We start from the raw sequence: 25,523 nt of genomic DNA, 5'->3' as shown, positions 1-25,523 counted from the left end.
CGAAGCCCATTGCTTCACACCACCAGAGGCAACAGCATGAGATTGGTCACACCCGCCAGCAGCGTCACCCACCAGGTCGCCTTGAGCGTGCTCGACCAGGTCAGGCGCGCATGGGTGTTGTCGACCAGCACCTCGACGAAGAACAGCCCGAAGGCGATCGGCAACGCCAGCCACGGCCCCCAAGGCGCGAAGAACAGATACAGCCAGCCGAGCAGGATCACGTTCTCGTACCAGTGCGCGATCTCGACCAGCGCCAGATCACTGCCCGAGAAGTCCGTGGTCAACCCCTTGACCAGCTCCTGATGCCCATGATGCGAGGTACTGAGATCGAACGGCGACTTGCGCAGCTTGATCGTCAGCACGAACAGAAAGCCGACCAGAATGCCGGAGAGTTGCAGCACCTGCCAGGGACTGCCGGCGACGATGTCGGCGACCCGGAAACTGTCGGTGGTCAGATAGAACCCGAGCGGCACCAGGATCAGCATCGGCTCATAGGCCATCATCAGCATCAGCTCGCGCGATGAACCGATGTTGCTGTAGGGCGAGTTGGTCGAATAGGCCGCCAGACACAGGAAGATCCCGGACACGGTCAGGGCGAACAGACTGAGCAGCAGATCACTGCCCAGAAACAGGATGAACCCCGAGATGACCATGAAGAGCAGAAAGAACCACAGATAGAGCGTCTGCAACCGGGTCACGACCAGGGTGTCCTTCTCGAACAGCTTGAGCACGTCGTAGACCGGTTGCAGGATCGGCGGACCCTGACGCGACTGCATCCGCGCCGTCAGCCGTCGGTCGATGCCGGCGAGCAGGGCGCCGACCAGCGGACCCAGCACGACGAAGGCACCGGCGAGCCACCAGGCATGGGTATTCATAGCGCCGCCCCCCCGATCATGAGCGCGATCAGCGCCGCCGTGCCCAGACCGCCGTAGCGGAGCAGGGTCGTCTCATGGAAGAAACCCGTCATGTAATAGCCCCGACTCTCGACCATCCGCTCGGCCCCCATCGCCCCGCGATACGAAGCACTGCCGTCGACATTGGCCCCGCTCAGATAGCCGCTGACCTCGGCGAACCTGGGCGGTCGCCGCCAGAACAGCAGCGGCAGCACGAACAGCACGCCGAGCATCAGGGTCATGAGCCAGACGGTCTCCCAGGGGATGACGGCCTGCACGTCCGGGATCAGACCCAGCACGGCCAGATAATGTGTGTAGGGGATGACGAACACCTTGTCGGCCAGCGGAAAGAGCGCACAGGCGACATAGGTGATGACGGTCAGCACGCCGAGGGCCAGCAGCTCATCGCGCGCGATCGGCTCGGTGCTCGGTTGCGGCCGGCGCGGCATCGCCACCAGCTTACCCATCCACTTGCTCCAGAAGAACAGCGTCGGCGCACTGCCGAAGGCCAGGATCGCCGCCAGCATCAGCCCGTCGCCGAGCATCACGTCCATGTTGAGGAACGCCTGGAAGGTGGTGTACTTGCTCAGCAACATCCCGAACGGCGCCAGGAACATGCCCAGGATGCCGACCAAGAGCATCGCCGCCATCTCGGGACGGCGGTAGACCATGCCTTCCATGTCCTCGATGTCGCGACTGCCGATCAGATGCTCGGTGGTGCCCACGGCCAGGAACAGCAGCGCCTTGGCCACCGCATGGAACAGGATCAGCAGGATCGCCGCCCACATCGCCGCCGCCGTGCCCACGCCGGCACACATCACGATCAGGCCCAGATTGGCGATGGTCGAATAGGCCAGCACCCGCTTGGCGTTGCGCTGGTTGACCGCGACCAGGGAGGTGACGAGGAAGGTGACGCCGCCGATGAGCGACAGCAGCAGTCCGGCGACGGTATCGTGGAAGACCGGCGACAGCTTGACCAGCAGGAAGACGCCCGCCTTGACCATGGTGCTCGAATGCAGCAGCGCCGAGATCGGCGTCGGCGCGACCATGGCCCCGAGCAGCCAGGAGGAGAAGGGCAGTTGTGCCGACTTGGCCAGTCCGGCGACCGCGATCAGTGCCGCCGGGATCAGGGCCGGCGCACTACCGGCGGCGACCAGCCGGTCCAGCTCCCAGGTGTGCAGTCCGGGCCCATAGGTCAGCCAGGCGATCGCCGCCGCGAAGGTGACGCCGCCGATCAGGTTCAGCCCGAGCGCGCGAAAGCCGTTGCGGATCGCCTCGTCCGTCCCCGAGTACGAGATCAGCCAGAACGAACACAGCGTCGTCACCTCCCAGAACACGAACAGCCAGGTGAGGTGGTTGGTGAAGACGATGCCGAACATCGCGGCCAGGAACAGGAACACCATGAAATAGAACGCCGGCTGGCGATCGGCGACCTCGTGCTCATGGGTGTGATAGTCGCGCATGTATTGCACGGCGTGCAGACAGATCAGCCCACCGACCACGCCGACGATGAGCGCCATCAGCAGGGTGAAGCTGTCGATGTAGAAGGGGTGCGCGACCTCGGGATGGACGGGCGCCAGTTCGGCGCTCAGCATCAGCCCGGTCTGAAGCAGGATCAACACCGGGATGTACCACTCGCGCGCCAGGATGCGTCGGCAGAAGTACAGCAACACCAGGGCGAGCGCCACACCGGCGAGCATGAAGAAACGGTCGAGCGTCCACAGCAGCCAGCCGGGGACGGAATAGAACTCAGGCCCCAGGCCCGGATGCAACAGGGTCAGCAGGATGGTCGCCACGGCGATGGCCCCGGCCGACCACCGGACCCGCTGGGCGCGGACCGTGCTGTCGGGCGCGCGGGCGATGGCGAGGCCCGCCAGCAGCGGAAAGAGGATGAGCAAGCCGATCGAGTACATGGAACCGCGTCCTTTGAGTGAGGAATGGAGGTCGCGCGGAAGATCGAAGCGGCATGGTACGCCGCATCGAGTGGATCGCCTAGCCCTGGAGGACGCCCAGCCATAGGGCCGCGATGGCGAGCGTGGTCAGCGTGACCGGAAGGCCGACCCGCGCATGGGCGCGCCAGTCGATCAGCAACCCCTGCCGCGCGGCGGCCTGGACGACGATGATGTTGGCGATGCTGCTGACGATCAGCAGATTGCCCGCCAGCGTGCTCGACAGGGCCAGTATCGGGCCGCTCATGGGTTCGGTCGCCGCCGGCAGCAGGAGCATCACCGCCGGCACGTTGGAGACCAGATTGCTGAGTATGGCGCCGGCGCCGAACAGCGGCGCCGGGTCGTGCAGATCCATCCCCAGACCGGCGAGGGCCGTGATCGCCTGGGCCGGCAGTCCGGTCTCCTGGAGCGCGTGATTGACGATGAAGAGCCCGACGAAGAGCACCAGCAGTTGCCAGTCGACCAGACCCAGCATCCGGTGCGAGTGCAGACGTCGGCTCGTCAGCAGCAGACCCGCCCCGGCGAGCGCCAGCAGATCGCGCGGCCAGGGTGCGAACAGAAAGGCCAGCAGGAGCACGCCCGCCACACCCAGCCCTTTGAGCGTCTGCCGGCGATCGAGTCCGGGCGCCTGATCCTCCGCGCGTTGTCGGTGGCTCGTCGCCTCGGTCTCCGGCTCCGGGTTCGCCGCCATGGGCGCGGGCGCGGCCAAATGCCGGCGCCGGCGCGAGAGTCCGAGCAGGATGATCACCCAGGTCGCCGCCAGCCCGAGTCCGACCGGCACGGCGGCCAGACGCAGATAGCCGCCGAAATCCAGCCCCAGCCGCTCGCCGATCAGCATGTTTTGCGGATTGCCGATCAGGGTCGCCGCCGAGCCGAGATTGGCGGCACAGGCGAGCGCGAGCAGAAAGGGCACCGGATCGAGCCGGCGCGCGCGGCAGGCGTCGGCCAGCACCGGCGCCATCGCCAGACAGACGATATCGTTGCTGAACACCGCCGAGAGCAGCGCCGAGGCCAGGATCACCGCACCCAGCAGGGCCGAGGGCGGCAGGTCGAAGCGATCGAGCCGCCACACCACCCAGTCGTAGAAACCGCTCAGACGCAGTTGCGCCGAGATCACCATGAAGGCGAACAGCAAGGCCAGTGTCGGCGGATGCACGGCCTCCCACACCTGATCCATGTCGACGACATCGGTCGCCAGCAGCACGATCGCCCCGAGCAGCGCCACCCCGGTGCGGTCCAGTTGCAGGAAGGGCAGACCGCCGAGGAAGAGTCCGAGATAGACCAGCAGGAAGACGAGGACGATGAGCGTGGTCAAGGCGGCGGGCCGGGTCGGTTGTCGATGGCGTGGATGGAGCAGTCGGGAGCGCGATCAGGCGCGAGGCGGATTCGGATAGAGCCAGGCGCGCGCGCCGGTGCGCTCGAACGGACGCCAGGCACCCTCGGGTTGCGCCAGCCGGTCGGCGATGGCGTGGAGAGAGAGCGGATTGAACGCCAGCCCGAGATGGCTGGATTCGACCAGGATGTTCTCGGTGATGGGGCCTTCGTGTTCGAGGCTGTCGGTCCAGTGGACGATGCCGTCGCTGCGGCTGAAGATGGAGGTCGTCGGCACGGGCGGTGCCTGGTCGAGCGGGCCGTGACGCAGCGGCAGACCGACAGGCTCGCCGGTCATCCGTTCTTGGAGTTGCCAGAGTTCGCTCGGGTCCGACTGGTCGCCCGCGAAGGGCGAGCCGAGCGTGATGACCAGCCGAACCTGCTCCGGCGCTTCCTTGGCCAGCTCACGCGCATAGAGTCCGCCCAGGCTCCAGCCGATCAGACTGACCCGGCATCCGTGGGTCGCGTACAGGTGCTCCAGCCGCTCCAGACAGGCGTCCATGACACCGGCGCGCGGCCCCAGATTGACGCCCAGCCCCCAGGGTTCGGCGCGATAGCCGAGTCGAGCGAGAAAATCGCGCAGCGGCTGGGTGGAAAGGTCGCAGCCGAGAAAACGCGGCAGCACCAGCACCGGATGCCCGTCGCCCCGAGGCGATTGGGCGAGCCAGGGTTGCGCGGCGAACAGGGTGCCGAACTCCCAGCCCACACGCCCCTCTAAAGCGAGCCGCAATGGGCCGAGCGTGCTCAGCCAGTGATCGAGAGCTTGATGGGCAGTGGGCATGGGGGTGTCGGATCGGCTCGATGGACAGGTGTGAGAATCCGGATTCTAAACCGCCCGCAGTTCGCGGGGTCCTATAATCACACCTCGACCAGCGCCTCATCGTCCAGAGGTCACCGCGACGCCGGCTGTCAACATGTCCCACCCCTCACTCACCGAATGCCCCGAATGCGGCCTCTTGCCGGCCAGGTGATCGGCTATGGTCTGGAGCCGGACGGGCGCGCGGTCGGGATCGAGGTCTTCATCGCCGCGCCGCACGATGCGTCTGACCCTGGCCGACTTCAGCCGCGAGGTCGCCGAGGAACTCAGACGCATCCGGTCGGCTTGGGCAGACCGCCCCATTTACAGATGAGCTTCATCGGCCCCTTCTTGAAGATGTCGTAGAGCTCCTTGGTCGAGACCTTCTGCTTCTTGGCGAAGATGCGGATCGGCGGCACCACGCCGTCTTCCTCGTACATGGCGCGCGCCTCGCGGATGAAGTGCATCACCTGCTCGGTCATCTCGAAGTCGTCGCTCTGAGCCAGTTCGATGGCGACGTCTTCGCTCCAGTCATCGCGGTCGAGCAGGAATCCTTCGTTGTCCAGGGCTACGCTCAGGGTTGCGCTCATCGTCTCTCTCTCCGGATGGATGTCGTGAATCGAAATCTGTACTCCGGAGGTAGCGACGGATAATTAGTTTATCAAGTCGATCGGTTATTGTGCACCGCGTCCCGACTCGATCGCCTCCAGCACCCCATCCCAGAAACGGATGCGCGCGCACAGCGCCTCCTCGGCGGCGGTCTCGGCTTCCTCGATCCGCTCGGGGTCGTCGCCGCACAGGGTTTCGAGCAACTGCATCGAGAGCGGGCCGTGGAAGTCTTCGTCGAGATGGATGTGACGCTTGAGGTAGGCGTGGAAGATCGGCGCCTGTGCCTCCGTGATCGCCATGCGGTCGAGGAACCGGCGGAACATGCTCGGGATCAGGTTCTCGCGTCCCAACGCCAGCGCGGCGGCGACCAGATGCGGCTTGTCCTCGCGGATGAAGCAGAAGGTGGTCTCGCTGAAATAGCGCGCCGGCAGCGGAACCAGGGAGGAATAGAGCGCCTGATCGATGCCCTGCTCGTTGACCAGCTGCAGAAAGCGTCCGGGCATCTCGCCATCGGCGCCGACCTCGTGCATGGCGCGACAGTAGAGTTCGAAATGGCTCGCGTACAGCACTTCGCCCGAGTCGAGCGGAATGGCATCGGATTCCTCTTCCTGCGTCAACTGATTGATGAAGTAGCGCAGGCTCGGGTCCGAGGCCGGCTGCCAGGGCACGACGACCGGGGCGATGGCGCGTTGCAGATACTTGATCAGCGACATGAAGTCCCAGACCGAGAAGACATGATGCTGCATGAAGATCTGAAGATCCTCGATGCGCTGGAGGGCACCATAGATGGCGTGTCCCACGAGCTGATCGCGCAGGGGCCGGAGATGATCGAGATTGAGCGCTGCCATTGAGTCGAGTCCTCGGTGAGCCGGTCGAAAATGAGTATTTTATTGGATGCTGAAGTGCATCGGTATCCAGGTCAAGAGCACAGAGCACGCGGTTGGCGGCTCATTCGAGGTCGAAGCGGATCGGAATGCGCAGCGACCAGGCGCTTCGGCCGAGCGACTTGGGGATGGGGTCGAAGCGTCCGAGCCGTGTCAGTGCCTGGAGCGCGGAGCGGTCGAGCGCGTCATGGCCGGAGCTCTGGGCGAGCCGGATCTGGCTGAGGCGCCCGTCGGCCTCGATGACGAAGGCGAGTGTCGCCACTCCGGTCTGACCATGACGCCGGGCGCCGGCCGGATAGCGCTGATGACGGGCGATGGCGCGTTGCAGGGCCGCTAGGTAGGCGCGTTCGGCGGCGCGTTGTCCGGCGGTGGACTCGCCCGACTGTGTGGTCGGCGTGCGGCCCGAGCTTTCGGCAGTGCCGGCCTTCCCGACAACGGTCGCGGTCGCTGATGCCGTCGTCGATCCCTTAACCGTCGACTGTTTGGTCTGTAGTGGACGGCTCGGTCGTTCCTTCGATTCGCGCGTCCGGCTGGGCGTCGGCCGAAGCTTGATCGGACGGGCGTGCCGTTGCGCTGTCTTCGGTGCGGGTTTGGCCGTTTTGTAAGCGGCTGCCACAGGATCGGCTGGAGTGCTCGTCGGTGTCGGCACGAGCGCCGGTGTCGGTGGTACAGGAATAGCGTCGTCCTGTGCTGCCGGGCTCGGGGGCGGCGCTGACGCGGGCTCCGGAGATGACGGCAGGTCGGCGTCGGCGTGTTGCGGGGACTCGCCCGTCGACGCCTCGCCGCTCCCGGCGCGCACGAGTTCGAACATCAACGGTTGTGTGTCTGCTACGGTCGAGTCAGGCCGTTCCGCTCGCCAGAGCACGGCGGCCACGGCGACATGCAGCACGGCGGAGAGCAGCAGCGCCAGCCAGAGCCAAGTGCGTCTCAGCGTATGATCGGCAGCGGCAGGCGGCATGGCCGTCACGAGCGCGCTCGCGAACGCGGCTGTTGCAACACCCGGTATTCGCCGGGACGCAGACCGTCGAGCCGCCAGTCGCCGACGGCCACGCGCACCAGACGCAGCGTCGGCAGACCCACGGCGGCGGTCATGCGTCGCACCTGACGGTTTCGTCCTTCATGGATGGCGATCTCGATCCAGGCGGTCGGGATACTCTGACGAACGCGAATCGGCGGATCGCGCGGCCAGAGATCCGGTTCGGGGAGCGTCCGGACGCGCGCCGGACGGGTCGGGCCATCCTTCAGGATCACGCCCTGTCTCAGCCGTTCGAGCTGCTCGTCCGTCGGTCGACCCTCGACCTGTGTCCAATAGGTCTTCCAGGACTTGTGGCGCGGATGGCTGATGCGATGCTGGAGCACGCCGTCATCGGTCAGGAGCAGCAGGCCCTCGCTGTCCTTGTCGAGCCGTCCGGACGGATAGACGCCGCGCAAGGGGATGAAGTCACGCAGCGTCCCGCCCGAGCCGAGCGGGTCGCTGGTGAACTGGCTGAGCACGCCATAGGGTTTGTTGAAAAGCACGAGCATGCGGGCTATTGGAACGGCAGGGGGCGGCGGTATGCAGATGGATCAGGTAATGCAGGCGCAGTTGGTCGAGCATTGGGCGAGACCTCATTCGCCGTTTGAGTTTGAGCTCTGTGCCATCAGTGATGGCGCGGAGGCCCGACGTCTTGAGTGATGTCGAAATAGAAGGCGTGTGTCGGGATGCCGAACTTGCGTGCAAGATACCGAACCATCAAGCCCATGACGGGATCGGGCAGCCATTGGCACTCGATCACATCATCGGCGCTCAAGGTGCGGAGCGCACGCCCGTCGAGCATCGGCGTGTCGCACTCGACCTCGACACCATACTCGCGCAACACATACAGCACCGTGTCTCGCGGCAACTGCATGGCGAAGTCGCCGTGCGGATCTCCTTTAGGCGGTAGCTGCATGCGTCACCGGCAGATAGGCGATTCCATCGAACGGCAGCGGCATCAGGCTGTCGCCCATCTCGTGCCAGGTGACGAGATCGATGTCGTAAGCGCGCGGCTCCTTGAGTGCCTTCCACTCGGCTTCCGGTGGATATTTCAGCAGGTGCTCGATGCTGTCGAAACGCTGTAAGTGGCGATTGATCGTCGCCGCCAGCCCCTGCTCGAAGTGCTGCTGCACTTCTTCCAACGTGCGGCCGGTAGCGGCATAGTCCAGGTCGACGCCCTGGGCAAACCAGCCGTCCTCGCGCTCGAACAGCAAGACCCGTAATTTGTTGATCGCCGGCAGATGACAATCGTCATCGGTGCGCGCATGGAGTGCCTTGGCCATATCCCTCTCCTCACGAGATTGCGGCGCTTCTTCCGATGCGCCATCGATCTACGATCGTTCACATTAAGTTTTTGATGCATTTTCAAATAGCGTAGCAGATGACGGCGTCAAGTCAGCACTGCAGTCACGCCTCGACTCGCCGAGGTCGCGTCGGTAACGCGCCCAATCGAAAGCCGGCCCCGGATCGGTCTTGCGGCCGGGCGCGATGTCGGAATGTCCGACGATCCGCTCGAGGCCGATGGCCGGATAGCGCTGCCTGATCCGACGGGTGCAGGCGGCGAGCCGGATGTATTGTGCCTCGGTGAAGGGCGTCTCGTCGGCGCCCTCCAGCTCGATGCCGATCGAATAATCGTTGCAGCGCTCGCGTCCCTCAAAACTGGAGACCCCGGCGTGCCAGGCGCGCCGCTCACAGGGGACGTACTGGATCAGCCGGCCATCGCGCCGGATCAGCAGATGGGCCGAGACGCGCACGTCGGCGATGGGCGCGAAATAGGGATGCGCGTTCGGATCGAGCCGGTTGTGAAAGAGCGCGTCGATCCAGTCGCCGCCGAACTCGCCCGGCGGCAGGCTGATGTTGTGGATCACCAGCAGGTCGATCGTCGTCTCGGGCGGGCGCGCGTCCTGATTCGGCGAGGGGCGGCGCTCGGCGGCGGCCAGCCAACCCTCGGCGTCGATGTCCGAGTCGGGCCGTGAATCAGCGCTATTAGGCGTCGCGACCATCCGTTTGCGTACCTGGATATCTATGGGCGTTTGGCGGGAAGCGTGTTTTTGCCGGCTCAGTATTGAGCCGCGCACCTGCAAGCTGTCCTATGCTATTTCACTTCGTTCATTTCAGTCATCGTCGGTATCGCCCATGTCCTACGCCTCCACCGTCTCCCAGTCTCAGAACCCTTTCGACCCCATCCGCGATCGGCCCGATCCGGCCCTGATCGAATTCCAGGCGCGCGCCGCCCTGGCCGAGGACGTAGGGGAGGGCGATCTGACTGCCTCGCTCCTGCCCGCCGATCGTCTCGCGCGCGCCGAACTCATCACCCGCGAGTCGGCCGTGCTCTGCGGCGCACCCTGGTTCGAGGCGATCTTTCGCGTGCTCGATCCCGAGATCCGGATTCAGTGGGACGCCGACGACGGTGAGCCGATCACGCCCGGCCAACGTCTCTGCGTGCTCGACGGCCCGGTGCGCGCCCTGCTGACCGGCGAGCGCACCGCAATGAACTATCTCCAGACGCTCTCCGGCACCGCCACCCTGACCCGACGCTATGTCGAGGCCGTGGCCGGTCTGCCGGTACGGGTGCTCGACACGCGCAAGACGCTGCCCGGACTGCGGCTGCAACAGAAATATGCGGTGCGCTGCGGCGGCGGCCACAATCATCGCATCGGGCTGTTCGACGCCATCCTGATCAAGGAGAACCACATCCTGGCCGCCGGCTCCATCCAGGCGGCGCTGGAGGCGGCGCGCCCCCTGCATCCGGGCGTTCCGGTCGAGATCGAGGTCGAGTCCCTGGACGAACTTGAGATCGCGCTCGATGCCGGCGCACCCGTCGTCCTGCTCGACAACTTCGCGCCCGACGCCCTGAGACGCGCCGTCGCCGTGACCGCCGGTCGGGCGCAACTGGAGGCTTCGGGCGGAATCGACCTGGAGACGATCCGCGCCGTGGCCGAGACCGGCGTCGACCGGATCTCGGTCGGCGCCCTGACCAAGGACGTGCGCGCGGTGGATCTGTCGATGCGCGTGCTGTGACCCGACTTGGAGATCAGCCGGAGGCGGACACCGAGCCGTCTTCGAGCATGCCCGGAATCGAGGTGACGATGTCGTTCATCGTCACCAGACCGACCAGCAGATTGTCCCGCAGCACCATCAGACGTCGAATCCGCTGCTTGAACATCAGTTGGGCCACATACTTGACCTCGAGCAGCTCCGGGACACTGATCACCGGCTTGGCGCAGACGTCATAGACGTTGATCAGATCGATGTCGCCCTCTTCAGCGACGATGGTGCGCAGGATAGTGGTGTAGGTGATGATGCCGTAGGCGTCGTACTCATGGCGCTTGTTGACCACCAGCGACTTGACCTTGCGCCGACGCATTTCGGCGATGGCTTCACGAATGGTGGCGAAGGGGGAAATCGTCGCCACGTCCTTGACCATGATCTCTTTCCGTCGGCAGGGCGGCGTCATCCAGGGCCGGGATCTCGTCCAGGACCACGGGAGCGACCGCCGCACCGGACAGACCGGCATCGCCCAGGCTGAACACCAGCGCGCCGTACAACTGGACCACGATCATGGGCACCATCACCGCCAGCGCGACCAGGCCGAAGCCGTGGGTCAGGGCATTGCGCCCGCGCAGCGACATGGCCAGACCGATGCCCAGGGCCGCGATCAGGGGCACGGTGACGATATTGGTGGTAGCGACTCGACTGTCAGACGCCCAACTGGGCGCGTGGATCGAACGGGAGTTGTTCGGCCATGCGCCGATAGAGTTCGCGGGCGGCTTCGGTCTCGGCAGGCGGAATCACGATCTCCAATTGTACGATCTCGTCGCCCGGCGGCGTACCCGGCAGACCGCGTCCCTTGAGTCGCAGTTTACGCCCGGATTGCGAGCCGGGCGGGATCTTGAGGTTGACCGAGCCGCCCAGGGTCGGCACCTGGACCGTGGCACCGAGTGCGGCCTCCCAGGGCGAGACCGGCAGGCGGAGATGGATGTCGCGTCCGTCGGGGGTGAACAGACGATGCGGTTTGAACTCGATCTCCAGGTAGAGATCGCCGGCTGGTCCGCCGTTGCGTCCGGGCAGACCCTGACCGGCGAGCCGGATCTGGCGCCCCTGGGTGACGCCGGCCGGAATGCGCACGTTGAGCGTCCGGGAGCGCGCCGTGCTCTGGCCGTTGGAGCCGAATCCGGGCAGATCGACCTTGATCTGACGGGTCGCGCCCTGGTGTGAGTCTTCCAGGTCGATCGCGAGCTGGATGGTCTGATCCTGGCCGCGTTGGCGACCGGCGCCACGCCCCTCGGAGCGGAAAGCGCGGCCGAAGATGCTGGAGAAGAAGTCGCTGTAGTCACCGGACGCGCCGCCGGTTTTGAAGTCGAAGTCGCTCCAGCCGCCGGCGCCGGGCGGCGGACGGAAGTCGTCGCCGGCACGCCAGCCGCTGCCGAGTGCGTCATAGGTGGCGCGTTTCTCCGGATCCTTCAGTACCTCATTGGCCTCGTTGATCTCCTTGAAGCGCGCCTCGGCGTTGGGTTCCTTGCTGACGTCCGGGTGATACTTGCGCGCCAGCCTGCGATAGGCGCGTTTGATTTCTTCCTGCGAAGCGGTGCGCGATACGCCGAGGGTCTTGTAGTAATCCTTGTATTGCATCGAGAGGTCTCAACGGAGGGGACGAGGCTGAAGCGGGTTGGTGCGCGAATGATGGGGGCGAAGTGCCGGCCGTCAGGCATGCAGAGCAGCGTACTCATGCGCGCTGGGCACGCAACGCGGCATCGCGTTCGCGTCCGGCTTGACCGCCTCCCAACCCAGACAGGCTAGCCAGGTCTGACGCGGAATCGCTTTGTGCGCGGTTCGATAGTAGCTGACCATGCGTCGGCTGATGCCCAGGGCTTCGGCGGCGCGGCTCAGGGACAGTCCGTTGCGGGTCATCCATTCATCGAACATTTCATGACTGACTTCGCCGTTCTGCTCCTTGGCCCAGGCGTAGAGATTATCGGCCCCGAACTCTTCATCGAGCCATTCGACGCTCTGGCCCCACTCGCTGATATGGACGCCGGCGAATACGGCGGGATCGAGGATCGGAGCCAGGGCCGGATGGCGGCGCAGGCGCTCCTCGACGTCGAGTTCCAGCACCTCGCCGGTGCTCCAGGTCGTGCGCAGACGGTAGGGCGCCAGGGCGACGACGGACTGTAGCCGTGGGAAGAAGTATTCGCTCATGCGTGGTTCCTATGCCATTGCTCCAGAAGAACGGATTGCCGTGCCCGGATCCAAGCCAACACCTCGCGGATCTCGCGCTCGGCGACTCGGCCCCGAATCTCAAGGCTATTCAGATCGACGATGCAGTCTCGACCACCGCGCAAATTGACGTGAACATGGGGCGGTGGGTGGTCATCGAAATACATGACGACGCGACTGTCGTTGAAACGCTGAAGCGTGCTCATGGAGCTAGATTAGTGCAATGATTGCTCTAACTCAATCGACATGAGCGGTATCCGGATGCCTGTTGGATTCGATATATCGGGACGGTGCTCCCCAGGATGCAAGGGACTCAGGCGCTTGAAGGCACTTCATGTGCCGGCACCGTCCGTCCCTGTGCCCGGGCGCGCAGACGCTCGATCTGGGCGTCCATGACCACCGACAGCGGCTGGGTGTTAACCAGTTCGGTCAGGAGCGTCTCGGTCGTGATGGCGGCCCCTTCGCGGGTGCTGTCGGCGAAGTAGGCCGAGACCACGGCCTGTTCGATACCGGCGCCGGTGAAGCCCTCGCTGGCCTCGGCCAGGGCATCGAGGTCGAAGTGATCCGGATTCAGTCCGCGCCGGCGCAGATGGATGGCGAAGATGTCGCGCCGGATATCGGCGGTGGGCGGGTCGACGAAGAAGATCTCGTCCGGACGTCCCTTGCGGATCAGTTCGGGCGGCAGACGCTGGATGTCGTTGGCGGTGGCGGCCAGGAAGACGCGCGAACGGCGCTCGGCCATCCAGGTCAGCAGGGTGCCGAGCACGCGCCGCCCGACCCCTTCGTCCTCCGAGCCGGTGGCCACGCCCTCGAAAGCCCGGCTCGGAGATTCGCAGTGCTAGGCGCGAGAAGAGTTCGACCACGCGCGGCTCCTCGATCGACTCGATCAGGACGATGGGCGTGTCCGAGCGGAGCAGGAGTTCGAGATCGTGCAGATCGGGCGTCATCATGGTTGGCCCCTGGCGTGGAATGCGGCAGGATTAACAGCAAACCGGGCCGGACTCAAGCACCGGCTCCTGCCGATCGCCTAGAATAGCCCCCAGATTCAAGCCAACGCCGATCACGGATCACAGAGACCCCATCATGAGCGCTAAAGACCATCTGATCATCTTCGATACCACGCTGCGCGACGGCGAGCAGAGCCCAGGCGCCTCGATGACGCGCGACGAGAAGGTGCGCATCGCCAAGGCGCTCGAAAAGCTGCGGGTCGATGTCATCGAGGCCGGTTTCCCGATCGCCAGCCCCGGCGACTTCGAGGCGGTCAAGGCGGTGGCCGAGGCGGTCAAGGACAGCCGGGTCTGTGGTCTGGCGCGCGCGCTGGAGGCCGACATCGACCGCGCGGGCGAGGCGCTCAAGAACGCCAATGCCGGGCGCATCCATACCTTCATCGCCACTTCGCCCATTCATATGGAGAAGAAGCTGCGCATGAGTCCGGATCAGGTGCTGGAGCAGGCGGTCTACGCGGTCAAGCGCGCGCGCAATCTGACCGACGACGTTGAGTTCTCGCCCGAGGATGCCGGACGCTCCGAGATCGATTTCCTGTGCCGGATTCTCGAAGCGGTGATCGACGCCGGCGCCCGCACCCTGAACATCCCGGATACGGTCGGCTACAACATCCCCGATCAGTTCGGCTCACTCATCGCCACCCTGCGCGCGCGCATCCCGAATGCGGACAAGGCCATCTTCTCGGTCCACTGTCACAACGATCTGGGTCTGGCCGTGGCCAACTCGCTCGCCGCCGTGCGCAACGGGGCGCGTCAGGTCGAGTGCACCATCAACGGACTCGGCGAGCGGGCTGGCAATGCGGCGCTCGAAGAGATCGTGATGACGGTGCGCACCCGTCAGGATCTGTTCGACTGCGACACCCGGCTCGACACCACCCAGATCATGAACTGCTCGCGTCTGGTCTCGGGCATCACCGGCTTCGCGGTCCAGCCGAACAAGGCCGTGGTCGGGGCCAATGCCTTCGCGCACGAGTCGGGCATCCATCAGGACGGCGTGCTCAAGCATCGCGAGACCTACGAGATCATGCGCGCCCAGGACGTCGGCTGGAGCGAGAACCGCATGGTGCTCGGTAAGCACTCGGGCCGTAATGCCTTCCGCGCGCGTTTGCAGGAGCTGGGCGTGGTACTGGGTTCCGAGGAGGAGCTGAACGCTGCGTTCGCCCGCTTCAAGGATCTGGCCGACAAGAAGCACGAGATCTTCGACGAGGATTTGCAGGCACTGGTCACAGAGACCACGCTGGAGACGGCCAACGAGCGCGTCAAGCTGGTCTCGATGCGCGTCTGTTCCGAGACCGGCGAGACCCCGAGTGCCGCCCTGGTGCTGGCGCTCGACGGCGAGGAGCGCTCGGGCACGGCCACCGGCGGCGGTCCGGTCGATGCGACCTTCAAGGCGATCGAGGGTCTGGTCCAGACCGGCTCCACGCTCAAGCTCTACTCGGTCAACGCCATCACCAGCGGCACGGATGCCCAGGGCGAAGTGACGGTGCGGCTGGAGAAGGGCGGGCGCATCGTCAACGGTCAGGGCGCGGATACCGACATCCTGGTCGCCTCAGCCAAGGCCTATATCAACGCCTGCAACAAGATCCTGCATCCGGCCGAGCGCGCCCATCCGCAGGCGGCCGATGTCTGAGACGCGCGCACCGGTCGAACGGCCGCCGCTCGACGAAGGGCGGCGGCTGGCCTATCTGGAGGCCATGGGCGTGAGCGTCTGGGAATTGCGTGCGCCTCCGGTCACGATGCCCGAGGCGATCACGGCCATGCCGGTCCCGGTCGAGCGTACTGAGTCGGTCGAGTCCATACCGGATTTGGAACCTCTACCGTTCACCGACTTGGATGAGTCGGTGGAGTACTCGCCCGCGCTGCTGGATGAGTGTGACGCCATGGGCCATCCGCCCGCCTTCGAGGCCGAAGCGGTGAATCCGATCGAGCGCATGGATTGGGACGCGCTGGATGCCGCCGTGCGCGGCTGCCGTGCCTGTCGACTCTGGGAGACACGCACCAAGACCGTCTTCGGTGTCGGTGATCGGCGCGCGGATCTGATGATCATCGGCGAGGCGCCGGGTGCCGACGAGGACAGTCAGGGCGAGCCATTCGTCGGGCGGGCGGGGCAGTTGCTGAACCGGATGCTGGCGGCGATCGGCTTCAGCCGCGAACAGGTCTACATCGCCAACGTGCTCAAGTGCCGTCCGCCCGGCAATCGCGATCCCAAGCCGGACGAGGCGCTGGCCTGCCAAGCCTATCTGCACCGTCAGGTGGCCCTGATCGAACCCAAGGTCATCCTCTCGGTGGGACGGATCTCGGCCCAGCATCTGCTCAAGACCGACACCCCGGTCGGGCAACTGCGCGGACGCTGGTTCGACTATGGCCCGGCCCGCATCCCGCTGCGCGTGACCTATCATCCCGCCTATCTGCTACGCTCACCCGAGCAGAAAGCCAAGGCCTGGGAGGATCTGACCGAAGTCCGGCGGCGGCTGTGAACCGACGAATGGCGGCTGCAAGGTCTTGAATCACGCGGCCACTTTTCGAACAATGCCACACGAAACGAATGGCTGGACATTTCGATCAGCCTTGCCTATGATTTTCGTCAACTCGATCGGTAAATAATATTTCTTATTTAATTATTTTCTAATATACACTTTTCCCCGTGGTCGATGCAGTACTGGCCACGCTTGCTGCCAACGACAAAACGATCTGGAGAACTCTCTAATGAAAAAGCTTGCTACCGCTGCTGCCGTCGCCGCCCTGCTGGGTGCTTCCGCTTCCGCTTCCGCCTGGTGGGGTCCGGGCTGGGGTGGTCCCGGCTTCACCGACTGGATGGACGACTTCTTCGGTGACGGCTACGGCGACTTCAACATGAGCATGAGCGGCGGCGGTCGCGGCTATGGCCGCGGTTATGGTCGCGGCTATGGCTACGGCTACCCCTACTACGGTTACGGCTATCCCTACTACGGCTACCCCTATGGCGTCTACGGCGCTCCCTATGCCTTCCCCTATTATGCCTTCCCCTATGGCGCTCCCTACGGCGCACCTGTCGCTCCCGCGGCTCCGGCCCAGTCCGAGTCCAAGTCCAAGTAAGCGCGACATCTAAGTCGGGGAAAGAAGCCGGGCGCTCTGCCTGGCTTTTTTCGTTTCAGGGCTCGGCGATTTCGATGACGATCGTGTAGAGCCGTGGCCAGTATTTGCCGGTGACGAACAGGCGGCCGGTCGCAGCGTCGTGGGCGATGCCGTTCAACACCGCTTCAGGACTTTCGCGCTCGCCGGCTGGATAGAGCGTCGTCAGGTCGAGCACGGCCGTCACCTGGCCGCTGTCGGGCGCGATTCGCAGTAGATGATCACTTCGCCAGACGTTGGCCCAGATCGAACCGTCGATGTATTCCAGTTCGTTGAGCCTGTGCACCGGGCGCTTACCGGCGCGGACCTTCAGCCGTCGCACGACGTTCCGGGTCTCGGGATCGAGAAAGCGCAGCTCGTCCGTGCCGTCGCTCATGATCCAGTGACGATCATCGTGGGTCAGACCCCAGCCCTCGCCGGGGTACTGAAAGGTCTCCCGTCGCTCGAAGGTCTTGGCGTTGTAGATGATCCCGAGCCGCTCGCGCCAGGTCAGTTGCACCAGGCGTCCGCGCCAATATATGAGGCCTTCGCCGAACAGATTGGGGGCGAGCCGAATTTCCTGCTCGACGCGCCCGGTTTCCAGATCGACCCGGCGCAACGATGAATGACCATAGTTGCCGGTGCTCTCGTAGAGCCGGCCGTCGATGAAGATCAAGCCTTGGGTGAAGGCGCTCGGGTCGTGCGGATAGCTGGCCACCACCCGATAGTTGAGTACCGGCGCCGAGTCGGCCAGAGCGACACCACACCACAGCATCACCAGTGCGGCCAAAGCGAGTCCAGGTTTCATGCCGCCAGCCCTCGCGTCTGTAACTCGCGAATCTGGTCGCGGATGGCGGCAGCTTCCTCGAACTCCAGATTCTTGGCGTGCTGGTACATCTGCTTTTCCAGCGTCTTGAGGCGCTTGGCCATTTGCTGGGGCGTCAGGCGTCCGTACTCGGCCACCTGCTCGGCGACCTTGGCATAGTCGCGGGCCTTCATCGGCGCGCCGGGCGTATGGGCCTCCAGGATATCGGCGACCGCCTTGCGGATGGTCTGGGGCGTGATGCCCTGAGCCGCGTTGGCCGCGATCTGCTTGGCGCGGCGTCGCTCGCTCTCCTCGATCGCGCGCTGCATCGAGCCGGTGATGCGGTCGGCATAGAGGATCGCCTTGCCGTTGGCGTTGCGCGCGGCGCGGCCTATGGTCTGGATCAGCGAATCGGTCGAGCGCAGAAAGCCCTCCTTGTCGGCATCCAGGATCGCCACCAGCGACACCTCGGGCATGTCCAGCCCCTCGCGCAGCAGATTGATGCCGACCAGCACGTCGAAGGCGCCGAGCCGCAGATCGCGGATGATCTCGACCCGCTCGACGGTATCGATGTCCGAATGCAGATAGCGCACCTTGACGCCATGTTCGTCGAGATATTCGGTCAGATCCTCGGCCATGCGCTTGGTCAGGGTCGTCACCAGCACCCGCTCGTCGGCGGCCACGCGCGGGCCGATCTCGGACAGCAGATCGTCGACCTGACTGAGCGCCGGACGCACCTCGACCTCGGGATCGACCAGTCCGGTCGGGCGTACCACCTGTTCGATGACCGCGCCCGAGTGCTCGATCTCGAAGGCGCGCGGGGTGGCCGAGACATAGATGGTCTGCGGCTGGCGTGACTGAAACTCCTCGAACTGGAGCGGGCGGTTGTCGAGCGCCGAGGGCAGCCGGAAGCCGTATTCGACCAGATTCTCCTTGCGCGAGCGGTCGCCGCGATACATGCCGCCGAGCTGGGGGACGGTGACATGACTCTCGTCGATAACCAAAATCGCATCCGGCGGCAGATAGTCGTACAGCGTCGGCGGCGGCTCGCCCGGCTGACGCCCGGAGAGATAGCGGCTGTAGTTCTCGATGCCCTGGCAGTAGCCGACCTCCAGCATCATCTCCAGATCGAACAATGTGCGCTGTTCGAGCCGCTGGGCCTCGACCAGCTTGTCGTTGGCGCGCAGCCAGTCGAGTCGCTCCTTGAGTTCGGGTTTGATCAGATCGATGGCCTTCAGAATAGTCTCGCGCGGGGTGGCATAGTGGGTCTTGGGGAAGACGGTGTAGCGCGAGACCTGACGCCGCACCTCGCCGGTGAGCGGATCGAACAGCGACAGCGTCTCGATCTCGTCGTCGAACAGGGCGATGCGCAGCGCCTCGTCGTCGGACTCGGCCGGGTGGATGTCGATCACGTCGCCGCGCACGCGATAGGCGCCGCGCGACAGCTCGATCTCGTTGCGGGTGTATTGCAGCTCGGCGAGCCGGCGCAGGATGGCGCGCTGGTCGATGCGCTCGCCGCGCTTGAGGATCAGCACCATCTTCAGATAGGCCTCGGGATCGCCCAGACCATAGATGGACGAGACGGTGGCGACGATGATGACGTCGCGCCGTTCCAGCAGCGCTTTCGTTGCTGAGAGGCGCATCTGTTCGATGTGCTCGTTGATCGCGGCGTCCTTCTCGATATAGGTGTCGGTCGCCGGGACATAGGCCTCGGGCTGGTAGTAGTCGTAATAGGAGACGAAATACTCCACAGCGTTGCGTGGGAAGAACTCGCGCATCTCGCCATAGAGCTGGGCGGCCAGCGTCTTGTTGGGCGCGAGGATCAGGGCCGGACGCTGCACCTGGGCGATGACGTTGGCGATGGTGAAGGTCTTGCCCGAGCCGGTCACGCCGAGCAGGGTCAGACCGGCCTCGCCGTCGTTCAGACCCGCGACCAGACGGCGGATGGCCTCGGGCTGGTCGCCGGCCGGGGCGAAGGGGCTGACGAGTTCGAAGGCGGGACTGGAGGGGTTGGACATGCCGGGAAACCTCGGGGACGCGCACAACGGGCGCGGGTGGGGGAGGGGCGTTCGATTCGAGTGTCGGACAGCGGACGATTCGCTATTATTGTGGGCCTCCAACCACGAATCCAGCCATCAGGGCCATCCAGGTACTTTCGTCCATGACCACCAAGCTCGCTGCCCGCGTCCAGGCCGTCAAGCCGTCCGCGACCCTTGCCATCACCGCCCGCGCCGCTGCGCTCCGTGCCGAGGGCCGGGACGTGATCGGTCTCGGCGTCGGGGAGCCGGACTTCGATACCCCCGAGCATATCAAGGCCGCCGCCATCCGCGCCATCGAGTCCGGCTTCACCAAGTACACCGCCGTCGACGGCACGCCGGAGCTCAAGCGCGCCGTCATCGCCAAGTTCCAACGCGAGAACGGGCTGGACTATGCGCCGAATCAGATCCTGGTCTCGTGCGGCGGCAAGCAGAGTTTCTTCAATCTGGCGCAGGCGCTGCTCGATCCGGGTGACGAGGTGGTGATTCCGGCGCCCTATTGGGTCTCCTATCCGGACATGGTGTTGCTGGCCGGCGGTCTGCCTGTGTTCGTGCAGGCGGGTGCGGCGCAGTCGTTCAAGATCACCCCGGCCCAGCTCAAGGGGGCGATGAACGAGAAGACGCGGCTGGTGGTCATCAATAGTCCGTCCAATCCGACCGGGATGGCGTACAGCCGCAAGGAGCTGGAGGCGCTCGGCGAGGTGTTGCGCGATTTCCCGAAGGTGATCATCGCGACCGACGATATGTATGAGCATATCCGTTGGAGTTCGGCGCCCTTTGTGAACATTCTGAATGCCTGTCCGGATCTGGCGCCGCGCACGCTGGTGCTGAACGGGGTGTCGAAGGCGTATTCGATGACGGGCTGGCGGATCGGCTATGCGGCCGGACCGGCGCACATCATCAAGGCGATGAACACGATCCAATCGCAGAGTACGTCCAATCCGACGTCGATCTCGCAGGTGGCGGCGCAGGCGGCGTTGGACGGGCCGCAGGACTGCATCGGGGTGATGCTCAAGGCGTTCATGGAGCGGCACGATTTCGTGGTCGAGCGGCTCAACCGGATTCCGGGCATCGAGTGTCTGCCGACCGATGGGACGTTCTATGTGTTTCCGAAGGTGCAAAAGCTGATCGAGGGTCTGGATGGGGTGAACAACGATCTGGAGTTGGGCGAGTTTCTGATCGAGAAGGCGGGCGTGGCGGTGGTGCCGGGGTCGGCGTTCGGGTTGGGCGGGTATCTGCGGCTGTCGATCGCGACCAGCCGTGAGACGCTGGAGCGGGCGCTGGATCGGATCGAGCAGGCGGTAAAAAACGCTTGACGCGGGTCAGGTAGGGCCGTATCATATTCGGCTCAAGACATTCCCTGGTAGCTCAGTCGGTAGAGCGGGTGACTGTTAATCACTAGGTCGGCGGTTCGAGCCCGTCCCAGGGAGCCAAATAAAACAAGAGGTTAGCTCAAAAGGCTGTAACTTCTCAATAACTCACGGCACGCCCTTGGCGGCTAAAGCCCGTTGGCGCACGATCTCGGGCAACGGCGGGATAGCGCCCACCTGCCCAATCCGGTCGTTGAGGTAGTCCCAGAAGGAGATCCCGAGCTTACGACAGGTCTTCTTCAGGCTGGCAAAGATGTCGCGGCAGCGGCGTCCCAGATCACTGCGGGTTCCGCCACTGATCTTGCGCCATTTGACGTAGCTGCGGATGTCGTTCTCGCTACCGTTGGTGTGTAGCGGGATGTCGGGGCGCAGGAGCACGAGAAGGAGTTCTTGCTGATGGGCCTTGAGGCGCTTGAGGAGCGCATTGAGCGTGGCCCAAGAGGTTTTCTGGGTGAACAGGGCCTTGAAGCGGGCGCGTAGGCCGGCGATGGCGTCGGGATCGGGGTCGCACCGGTACGCCTTGAGGTCGGCGTAGAGCGCCCAGAGTTGGGCGCGCACCCGCTGCTGATCCTGGCGGTGGCGCTCATTGAGTGGGATGAGCGTATGAATCCGGCGTTCGGCGTGCACCCAGCACAGGGCATGGAGCAGGATGGCGAACTGTCCGGCGCCATCGCTGACGATGACCAACTCGCGTGAGAGCCCTTTGGCCAGGACGCCGCCGAGCAAGGCCCCTTCTGTAGCGATGCGCTGATGGCGCTCCTGGGTGATACCCAGGGTCTGAAGATGGGCCTCCCAAGCGGTGGTCGTCGTCAGTTCCAGGATCGGCGGTGCCATCAGCGCCCGGCACATGGCCTGAGGCAGACCTTGGGCGCGCCAATAGGCCAGGGCCTCGTCATTGAGGCTGTAGAACGGCTCACCGGCTTGCAGCAGGCGCCGGAAATTGATCCGGCTCTTGCTTTCGCTGCTGGAGAACCAGGCGAAGAAGTCATTGCCGATGTGGGTGACGTAGCCGTTGCGCCCCTGATGGCGCGCCCCGGAGTCATCGACCGTGACGTAGGAGCTGACCTCCAGCCCCACCTCCAGGAGCTGGTCCTTTTCGGCGAAGAAGACGTCGTTGCGACCGCTGAGCAGGGCGTCGATCTGACCGACGGAGATGTCGATTCCCCACTCCAGGAGTTGCTCGCGCAACAACGGCTGGGTGACATGGCACTGATGGTATTGGTAGAGTACATAGGCGCGCAAACCCGCCCCGAAATGACTCCCCTGCACCGTGGCCGGGAGCTCTCCGCACAACCACTCTCCCTCCGGCGTCTGCCACACTTCCAAACGATAGCGCGTGTTGTGCGCCCCAATGTGCAGATCCTGAACGATGAAATCCCGGTAGCCCTTGAAGCGCGCCGTCGCCGGCACCTCTTCGCGCGGCGCGATCGGACAGTCTTCGTGAATGATCAGCTCTTGGGTCTTGGCCCGTTTGCTCGAACCGGCCCGACGTGGCTTCTCCTCACCGCCCTCTTCGCCTCCCCCCGCGCCCTGGCCTGACCCCTCCATCCCACTGGGCTTGAATACGGGACGCGCCTTCTCTCCCTTCAGGATCGCGATCTCATCGCGCAACTGTTGGATCTGCTCCGCTTGCCGCTGGTTGGCTTCCATCAGCGCTTCGATCAGACTCAACAACTGCTCCACCAGCGGCGTGCGCTCCGCTTCCGGGATGTCAGGCAGTTGAATCGGTATCGGCATGGGGCGGTGGGTGATGGTTGGTCGCTGGATCAGGGGATGACGCCTACTGTAACGGATCTCGTCAGACAACGCCGCCATGACTTATTGAGAAGTTACAAAAGGCTGACCTCTTTTTTTGTCTGTGGGACACCGAGTCCCTTCAGCCAAGGGCTGTCCTTTCGTCTGCGACCAAGCCTGTCGTCTGCATCGAAGTTCATTGATGCCTCTCTGGTTGTAGAGCGCAATCCAGTTTGAGACAAAACGCAACTTGATTTGAGACAGACGCAGCCTTGCCTCACGCCTTGACGCCCCAGCACAATGGGCGCTCGAAATCAGACGAGGGCGATGCGATGCAAAAGGCTGTTTCAACAGTTGCCATGGCGCTGTTACTGGGCGGTTGTGCGGCACAGCCCAGTTTACTCCACGTCACAGAAGACTGGGAGCAGTGCTCGGCCCGCGTCACTCGGGAGGTCGAGAATCGCGGCACGGCTGATACTGGTGATCGCTCGGCGTACATCGGCGCAAATGGCGCGGGCCTCAGAGAGGACATCCGCACGGCGTGTGGTTACAAGCCGTCGCCGCCCGGCTTGCTGCCTGAGCACTGGGCAATTCTCCGGCAGCGCTGCATCGCCGGCCCGTTCTCCGTGGCGTATGCCTCCATGAGCGAGGCCGAAAGAAGCTGGTTCCGCGAGTACAGCGAGGGCTCGACGGTCAGGCTGCGCGCCGAGGCAGAGTGCCGCCAGATCTATGCCGCCGTCAACCAGTTGCCGGCTCATAGCAGTGGCGGCCCCAATATGCCGCGCAGCTATCGAGCCTATCGCTCAACGCTGATCGGCGGACATCACCTCCGCCCGCCGAAGCGCCCAAAACCGCCGAAGCACCCGCCGCCGCCTCGCTAACCGCTAGGCGCGGGATGGCACGGCCTTGTGCGCACGCATCAATGTCGGTGTCACACGCGCCACGGCCCTATTCCACAACTCACGGGTAGCCAGGCGCATACTCGACTCGCTGGGCGGCGAATAGCGCTTGTACGCACCGACGATCGGGATGTGGTGCCAAGGTCCACGCTCAGTCATCAGGCCGCAAAGCACATATTCTTCATACGTCGGCCATCTGGCCATCTCATCCAAATACGGCTCGACATGACAGCGGCGCATGATTTTTAGTACTACTTTGTCACTTTAATTTCTGGCTCCAAAATCATTTGGTAGCTTCGGTTTTATCATATCGCTCAATGTCACGGCGTCGCTGTTTATGTCGAGCCTCTAGCTGTTGAATACGCTGATCGACAGCGGCGGGCTCATTGAGCAGCATGGCAATAATCATGAGCCGAATGTCGCGGGAGCTTAGTAATGGATAATCTTGCTTGTACAGAATACGCTCTTTAACAAGAAACGCGAGTGCCAGCATCACAAGCGCCATGTGACGATGCCACGCATCCCATTTTCTAACTTGATAATCCGACATGCCCAGTTCACTTTTGGCTTCCTGAAACGCACGCTCGACCCAATACCGCTGAGCCTGCATGTAAGCTAATCGTTCTAAAGGTGTTTTGGTATAATCGACATTGCTCAATGAATATTCCTGATTATTAACATAGCTCAGCTAGTTTGAGGAGGCGATGCGGCATTGGGGGTGTACGCACCGCGGCTTTGCCCAAGCGCGGCAGCATGGCGGCGAGGTCGAAGCGGCGATTGAAGCGATAGCAGAACTCGGCGAGGTGGCGCGGCAGATGCTTGCCGCTGAGATGATGGTAGGAGCCTTGCAGGCTGTTTTTGACGTTGCCCAGCACGGTATTGAGCCACTGGAACTCAGGAATCTCCATGCTGGGGTGGCCGCCGCCGGTGACGATCGGCTGGTGCTCGAATCCGGCCGCGGCGATGGCGCTGAAGCAGGACAATCCATCCGTGCGGATGAGGGCGCTGGGGTCAAAGTGGCGCTTGGCGAAGCGTTCGACCTCGGTTTTGCGGAAGCCGGCGACTTTACCCAAGCGCAGGCCGATGGGGTGGTTGTCCTCGTCGCACGAGAGCGCGGCGATGAATGGAACCTTGTTCGGTGAGCCGCGCCCGCGCTTGCCCCCGTGGTGCTCGCCGCCCCAGTAGGCGTCGTCGACCTCGATGACGCCGCTGAGCGGCGTTTGATCGTCGCGCTCTTTCATGACTTGCAACAATTTGTGCTTAACCCGCCACGCCGTCAAATAGGACACGCCCAGATGCCGTTTGAGCTCCAGGGCCGAGATCCCGTTTTTCTGCTGTGTCAGCAGAAACATCGCCGAAAACCAGGTCGTCAGCGGCAACTTGGTCGCCTCAAAGATCGTTCCGGCGATCAGTGAGGTTTGATGATGACAGTGGCGACACTGCAACAGCGCCCGCGTGCGCAAGCGCACCGGCTCACCCGCGTGTCCGCAGCTCGGGCAGACGAAGCCTTGCGGCCAACGCCACTGTTCAAGGGCCTGTTTGCACTGGTCCTCGGTTCCGTAGTTCTGGAGAAACTCCGGCAAACTCAAGCCTTTCTGAAACTGAATCGTGTTCTGAGGCATCAGCTGTCTCCGGTGAGTGGCATCTACTGAGAGTGTAGACTAGAAGAGACGAGTCTGCTGAGGTTCGTAACTAATCAGGTGAATATTTAAGCTTTGAACTGTTGGGACGCTGAGTAATGACCAAAACTCGTTCGGTCGCGCGCTCCGATTCACCATCCCAGATCCAAACACGTCTGGTATGAATCGAAAGGGTGAGTGGTCCTTTCGTTCCATCGCGAATCGTGACGGT

Annotated in this window: 27 protein-coding genes, 1 tRNA gene and 1 pseudogene; 7 read left to right on the top strand and 22 right to left on the bottom strand. The window is 63.9% G+C overall.

Going from position 1 to position 25,523, the window contains the following annotated elements; all coding sequences use genetic code 11:
* Nucleotides 1-14: 14 nt before the first annotated feature.
* From Atep_RS09615 to ampD, 11 genes are all read right to left on the bottom strand, one after another.
* Nucleotides 15-875, bottom strand: coding sequence for a respiratory chain complex I subunit 1 family protein (locus Atep_RS09615; RefSeq protein WP_213378331.1), 861 nt, complete (start codon nucleotides 873-875; stop codon nucleotides 15-17).
* Nucleotides 872-2,806 carry an NADH-quinone oxidoreductase subunit 5 family protein gene (locus Atep_RS09610; protein ID WP_213378330.1) on the bottom strand — a complete coding sequence of 645 codons (1,935 nt, stop codon included), beginning with the start codon at nucleotides 2,804-2,806 and terminating at the stop codon, nucleotides 872-874. The genes Atep_RS09615 and Atep_RS09610 overlap by 4 nt, the downstream gene beginning before the upstream one ends.
* Nucleotides 2,807-2,885: 79 nt before the next feature.
* Nucleotides 2,886-4,157, bottom strand: a complete 1,272-nt coding sequence (locus Atep_RS09605) for an SLC13 family permease (RefSeq protein ID WP_213378329.1) — start codon at nucleotides 4,155-4,157, stop codon at nucleotides 2,886-2,888.
* A gap of 54 nt (nucleotides 4,158-4,211) precedes the next feature.
* Entirely contained in the window at nucleotides 4,212-4,994 is a 783-nt protein-coding gene (locus Atep_RS09600) for an alpha/beta fold hydrolase (RefSeq protein ID WP_213378328.1), read from the bottom strand.
* A gap of 302 nt (nucleotides 4,995-5,296) precedes the next feature.
* A complete protein-coding gene (locus Atep_RS09595) occupies nucleotides 5,297-5,599 on the bottom strand; it encodes a TusE/DsrC/DsvC family sulfur relay protein (protein ID WP_213378327.1) in 303 nt (100 codons plus the stop codon).
* A gap of 84 nt (nucleotides 5,600-5,683) precedes the next feature.
* On the bottom strand, nucleotides 5,684-6,466 hold the full coding sequence (locus Atep_RS09590; protein WP_213378326.1) for a DUF3050 domain-containing protein: 783 nt from the start codon (nucleotides 6,464-6,466) through the stop codon (nucleotides 5,684-5,686).
* A 100-nt stretch (nucleotides 6,467-6,566) separates the two neighbouring features.
* A complete protein-coding gene (locus Atep_RS09585) occupies nucleotides 6,567-7,460 on the bottom strand; it encodes an energy transducer TonB (RefSeq protein WP_213378325.1) in 894 nt (297 codons plus the stop codon).
* Between the two features lie 5 nt (nucleotides 7,461-7,465).
* Entirely contained in the window at nucleotides 7,466-8,026 is a 561-nt protein-coding gene (locus tag Atep_RS09580) for a pseudouridine synthase (protein ID WP_419466885.1), read from the bottom strand.
* Nucleotides 8,027-8,142: 116 nt separating this feature from the next.
* Complete coding sequence (locus tag Atep_RS09575) at nucleotides 8,143-8,433, bottom strand: hypothetical protein (protein ID WP_213378324.1); 291 nt, start codon at nucleotides 8,431-8,433, stop codon at nucleotides 8,143-8,145.
* Complete coding sequence (locus tag Atep_RS09570; RefSeq protein WP_213378323.1) at nucleotides 8,417-8,800, bottom strand: hypothetical protein; 384 nt, start codon at nucleotides 8,798-8,800, stop codon at nucleotides 8,417-8,419. The genes Atep_RS09575 and Atep_RS09570 overlap by 17 nt, the downstream gene beginning before the upstream one ends.
* 63 nt (nucleotides 8,801-8,863) lie before the next feature.
* Nucleotides 8,864-9,520 carry a 1,6-anhydro-N-acetylmuramyl-L-alanine amidase AmpD gene (gene ampD / locus Atep_RS09565; protein WP_213378322.1) on the bottom strand — a complete coding sequence of 219 codons (657 nt, stop codon included), beginning with the start codon at nucleotides 9,518-9,520 and terminating at the stop codon, nucleotides 8,864-8,866.
* A 133-nt stretch (nucleotides 9,521-9,653) separates the two neighbouring features.
* Here ampD and nadC point away from each other — a divergent pair, with 133 nt between their 5' ends.
* Nucleotides 9,654-10,538 (top strand): carboxylating nicotinate-nucleotide diphosphorylase, encoded by an 885-nt coding sequence (nadC, locus tag Atep_RS09560; protein ID WP_213378321.1) that lies wholly within the window; start codon nucleotides 9,654-9,656, stop codon nucleotides 10,536-10,538.
* 13 nt (nucleotides 10,539-10,551) lie between these two features.
* Here the strand turns inward: nadC and Atep_RS09555 are convergent, their stop codons facing one another.
* From Atep_RS09555 to Atep_RS09530, 6 genes and pseudogenes are all read right to left on the bottom strand, one after another.
* The gene (locus Atep_RS09555) at nucleotides 10,552-10,974 is read right to left on the bottom strand and encodes a CBS domain-containing protein (RefSeq protein WP_213378320.1); all 423 of its coding nucleotides are present in this window, start codon (nucleotides 10,972-10,974) and stop codon (nucleotides 10,552-10,554) included.
* Between the two features lie 69 nt (nucleotides 10,975-11,043).
* Nucleotides 11,044-11,224, bottom strand: a pseudogene (locus Atep_RS09550) (DUF1538 family protein); the annotation flags it as partial.
* Complete coding sequence (locus Atep_RS09545; protein ID WP_213378319.1) at nucleotides 11,217-12,149, bottom strand: DnaJ C-terminal domain-containing protein; 933 nt, start codon at nucleotides 12,147-12,149, stop codon at nucleotides 11,217-11,219. The gene Atep_RS09545 and the pseudogene Atep_RS09550, both read right to left, overlap by 8 nt.
* Before the next feature lie 72 nt (nucleotides 12,150-12,221).
* Complete coding sequence (locus Atep_RS09540; protein WP_213378318.1) at nucleotides 12,222-12,716, bottom strand: DUF2442 domain-containing protein; 495 nt, start codon at nucleotides 12,714-12,716, stop codon at nucleotides 12,222-12,224.
* Entirely contained in the window at nucleotides 12,713-12,901 is a 189-nt protein-coding gene (locus Atep_RS17145) for a DUF4160 domain-containing protein (protein ID WP_419467485.1), read from the bottom strand. Before Atep_RS17145 ends, Atep_RS09540 begins: the two co-directional genes overlap by 4 nt.
* A gap of 146 nt (nucleotides 12,902-13,047) precedes the next feature.
* Entirely contained in the window at nucleotides 13,048-13,539 is a 492-nt protein-coding gene (locus Atep_RS09530; RefSeq protein ID WP_213378316.1) for an AAA family ATPase, read from the bottom strand.
* A gap of 278 nt (nucleotides 13,540-13,817) precedes the next feature.
* Between Atep_RS09530 and Atep_RS09525 the strand changes: the two genes are divergently transcribed.
* The 3 genes from Atep_RS09525 (at nucleotide 13,818) to Atep_RS09515 (ending at nucleotide 16,813) form a co-directional block, all read left to right on the top strand.
* Complete coding sequence (locus Atep_RS09525; protein ID WP_213378315.1) at nucleotides 13,818-15,368, top strand: 2-isopropylmalate synthase; 1,551 nt, start codon at nucleotides 13,818-13,820, stop codon at nucleotides 15,366-15,368.
* Nucleotides 15,361-16,215: a uracil-DNA glycosylase gene (locus Atep_RS09520; RefSeq protein WP_213378314.1), complete on the top strand. Its 855-nt coding sequence runs from the start codon at nucleotides 15,361-15,363 to the stop codon at nucleotides 16,213-16,215. The genes Atep_RS09525 and Atep_RS09520 overlap by 8 nt, the downstream gene beginning before the upstream one ends.
* Nucleotides 16,216-16,444: 229 nt before the next feature.
* The gene (locus Atep_RS09515; protein WP_213378313.1) at nucleotides 16,445-16,813 is read left to right on the top strand and encodes a sulfur globule family protein; all 369 of its coding nucleotides are present in this window, start codon (nucleotides 16,445-16,447) and stop codon (nucleotides 16,811-16,813) included.
* 55 nt (nucleotides 16,814-16,868) lie between these two features.
* Here the strand turns inward: Atep_RS09515 and Atep_RS09510 are convergent, their stop codons facing one another.
* Together Atep_RS09510 and uvrB are read right to left on the bottom strand one after the other, a co-directional pair.
* Entirely contained in the window at nucleotides 16,869-17,636 is a 768-nt protein-coding gene (locus Atep_RS09510; protein WP_213378312.1) for a glutaminyl-peptide cyclotransferase, read from the bottom strand.
* The gene (gene uvrB / locus Atep_RS09505) at nucleotides 17,633-19,651 is read right to left on the bottom strand and encodes an excinuclease ABC subunit UvrB (protein WP_213378311.1); all 2,019 of its coding nucleotides are present in this window, start codon (nucleotides 19,649-19,651) and stop codon (nucleotides 17,633-17,635) included. Before uvrB ends, Atep_RS09510 begins: the two co-directional genes overlap by 4 nt.
* 143 nt (nucleotides 19,652-19,794) lie before the next feature.
* Here uvrB and Atep_RS09500 point away from each other — a divergent pair, with 143 nt between their 5' ends.
* The gene (locus tag Atep_RS09500; RefSeq protein WP_213378310.1) at nucleotides 19,795-20,985 is read left to right on the top strand and encodes a pyridoxal phosphate-dependent aminotransferase; all 1,191 of its coding nucleotides are present in this window, start codon (nucleotides 19,795-19,797) and stop codon (nucleotides 20,983-20,985) included.
* 41 nt (nucleotides 20,986-21,026) lie between these two features.
* Nucleotides 21,027-21,102, top strand: a tRNA-Asn gene (locus Atep_RS09495).
* A gap of 45 nt (nucleotides 21,103-21,147) precedes the next feature.
* On the opposite strand, the gene Atep_RS09490 is transcribed toward Atep_RS09495, so the two are convergent.
* Nucleotides 21,148-22,776, bottom strand: a complete 1,629-nt coding sequence (locus Atep_RS09490) for an IS66 family transposase (RefSeq protein ID WP_213381515.1) — start codon at nucleotides 22,774-22,776, stop codon at nucleotides 21,148-21,150.
* A gap of 329 nt (nucleotides 22,777-23,105) precedes the next feature.
* On the opposite strand from Atep_RS09490, the gene Atep_RS09485 reads away from it, so the two are divergent.
* The gene (locus tag Atep_RS09485) at nucleotides 23,106-23,654 is read left to right on the top strand and encodes a hypothetical protein (protein ID WP_213378309.1); all 549 of its coding nucleotides are present in this window, start codon (nucleotides 23,106-23,108) and stop codon (nucleotides 23,652-23,654) included.
* A 301-nt stretch (nucleotides 23,655-23,955) separates the two neighbouring features.
* On the opposite strand, the gene Atep_RS09480 is transcribed toward Atep_RS09485, so the two are convergent.
* The gene (locus tag Atep_RS09480; protein ID WP_236786106.1) at nucleotides 23,956-24,330 is read right to left on the bottom strand and encodes a hypothetical protein; all 375 of its coding nucleotides are present in this window, start codon (nucleotides 24,328-24,330) and stop codon (nucleotides 23,956-23,958) included.
* Nucleotides 24,331-24,346: 16 nt separating this feature from the next.
* A complete protein-coding gene (locus Atep_RS09475; RefSeq protein WP_213378308.1) occupies nucleotides 24,347-25,294 on the bottom strand; it encodes an IS1595 family transposase in 948 nt (315 codons plus the stop codon).
* Nucleotides 25,295-25,523: the final 229 nt, after the last annotated feature.

It is taken from the genome of Allochromatium tepidum, from assembly GCF_018409545.1.
Classification (GTDB): Bacteria; Pseudomonadota; Gammaproteobacteria; order Chromatiales; family Chromatiaceae; genus Thermochromatium; species Thermochromatium tepidum_A.
Note: the sequence above shows the minus strand (reverse complement) of the source record. Positions and strands in the feature narration are given on the sequence as shown.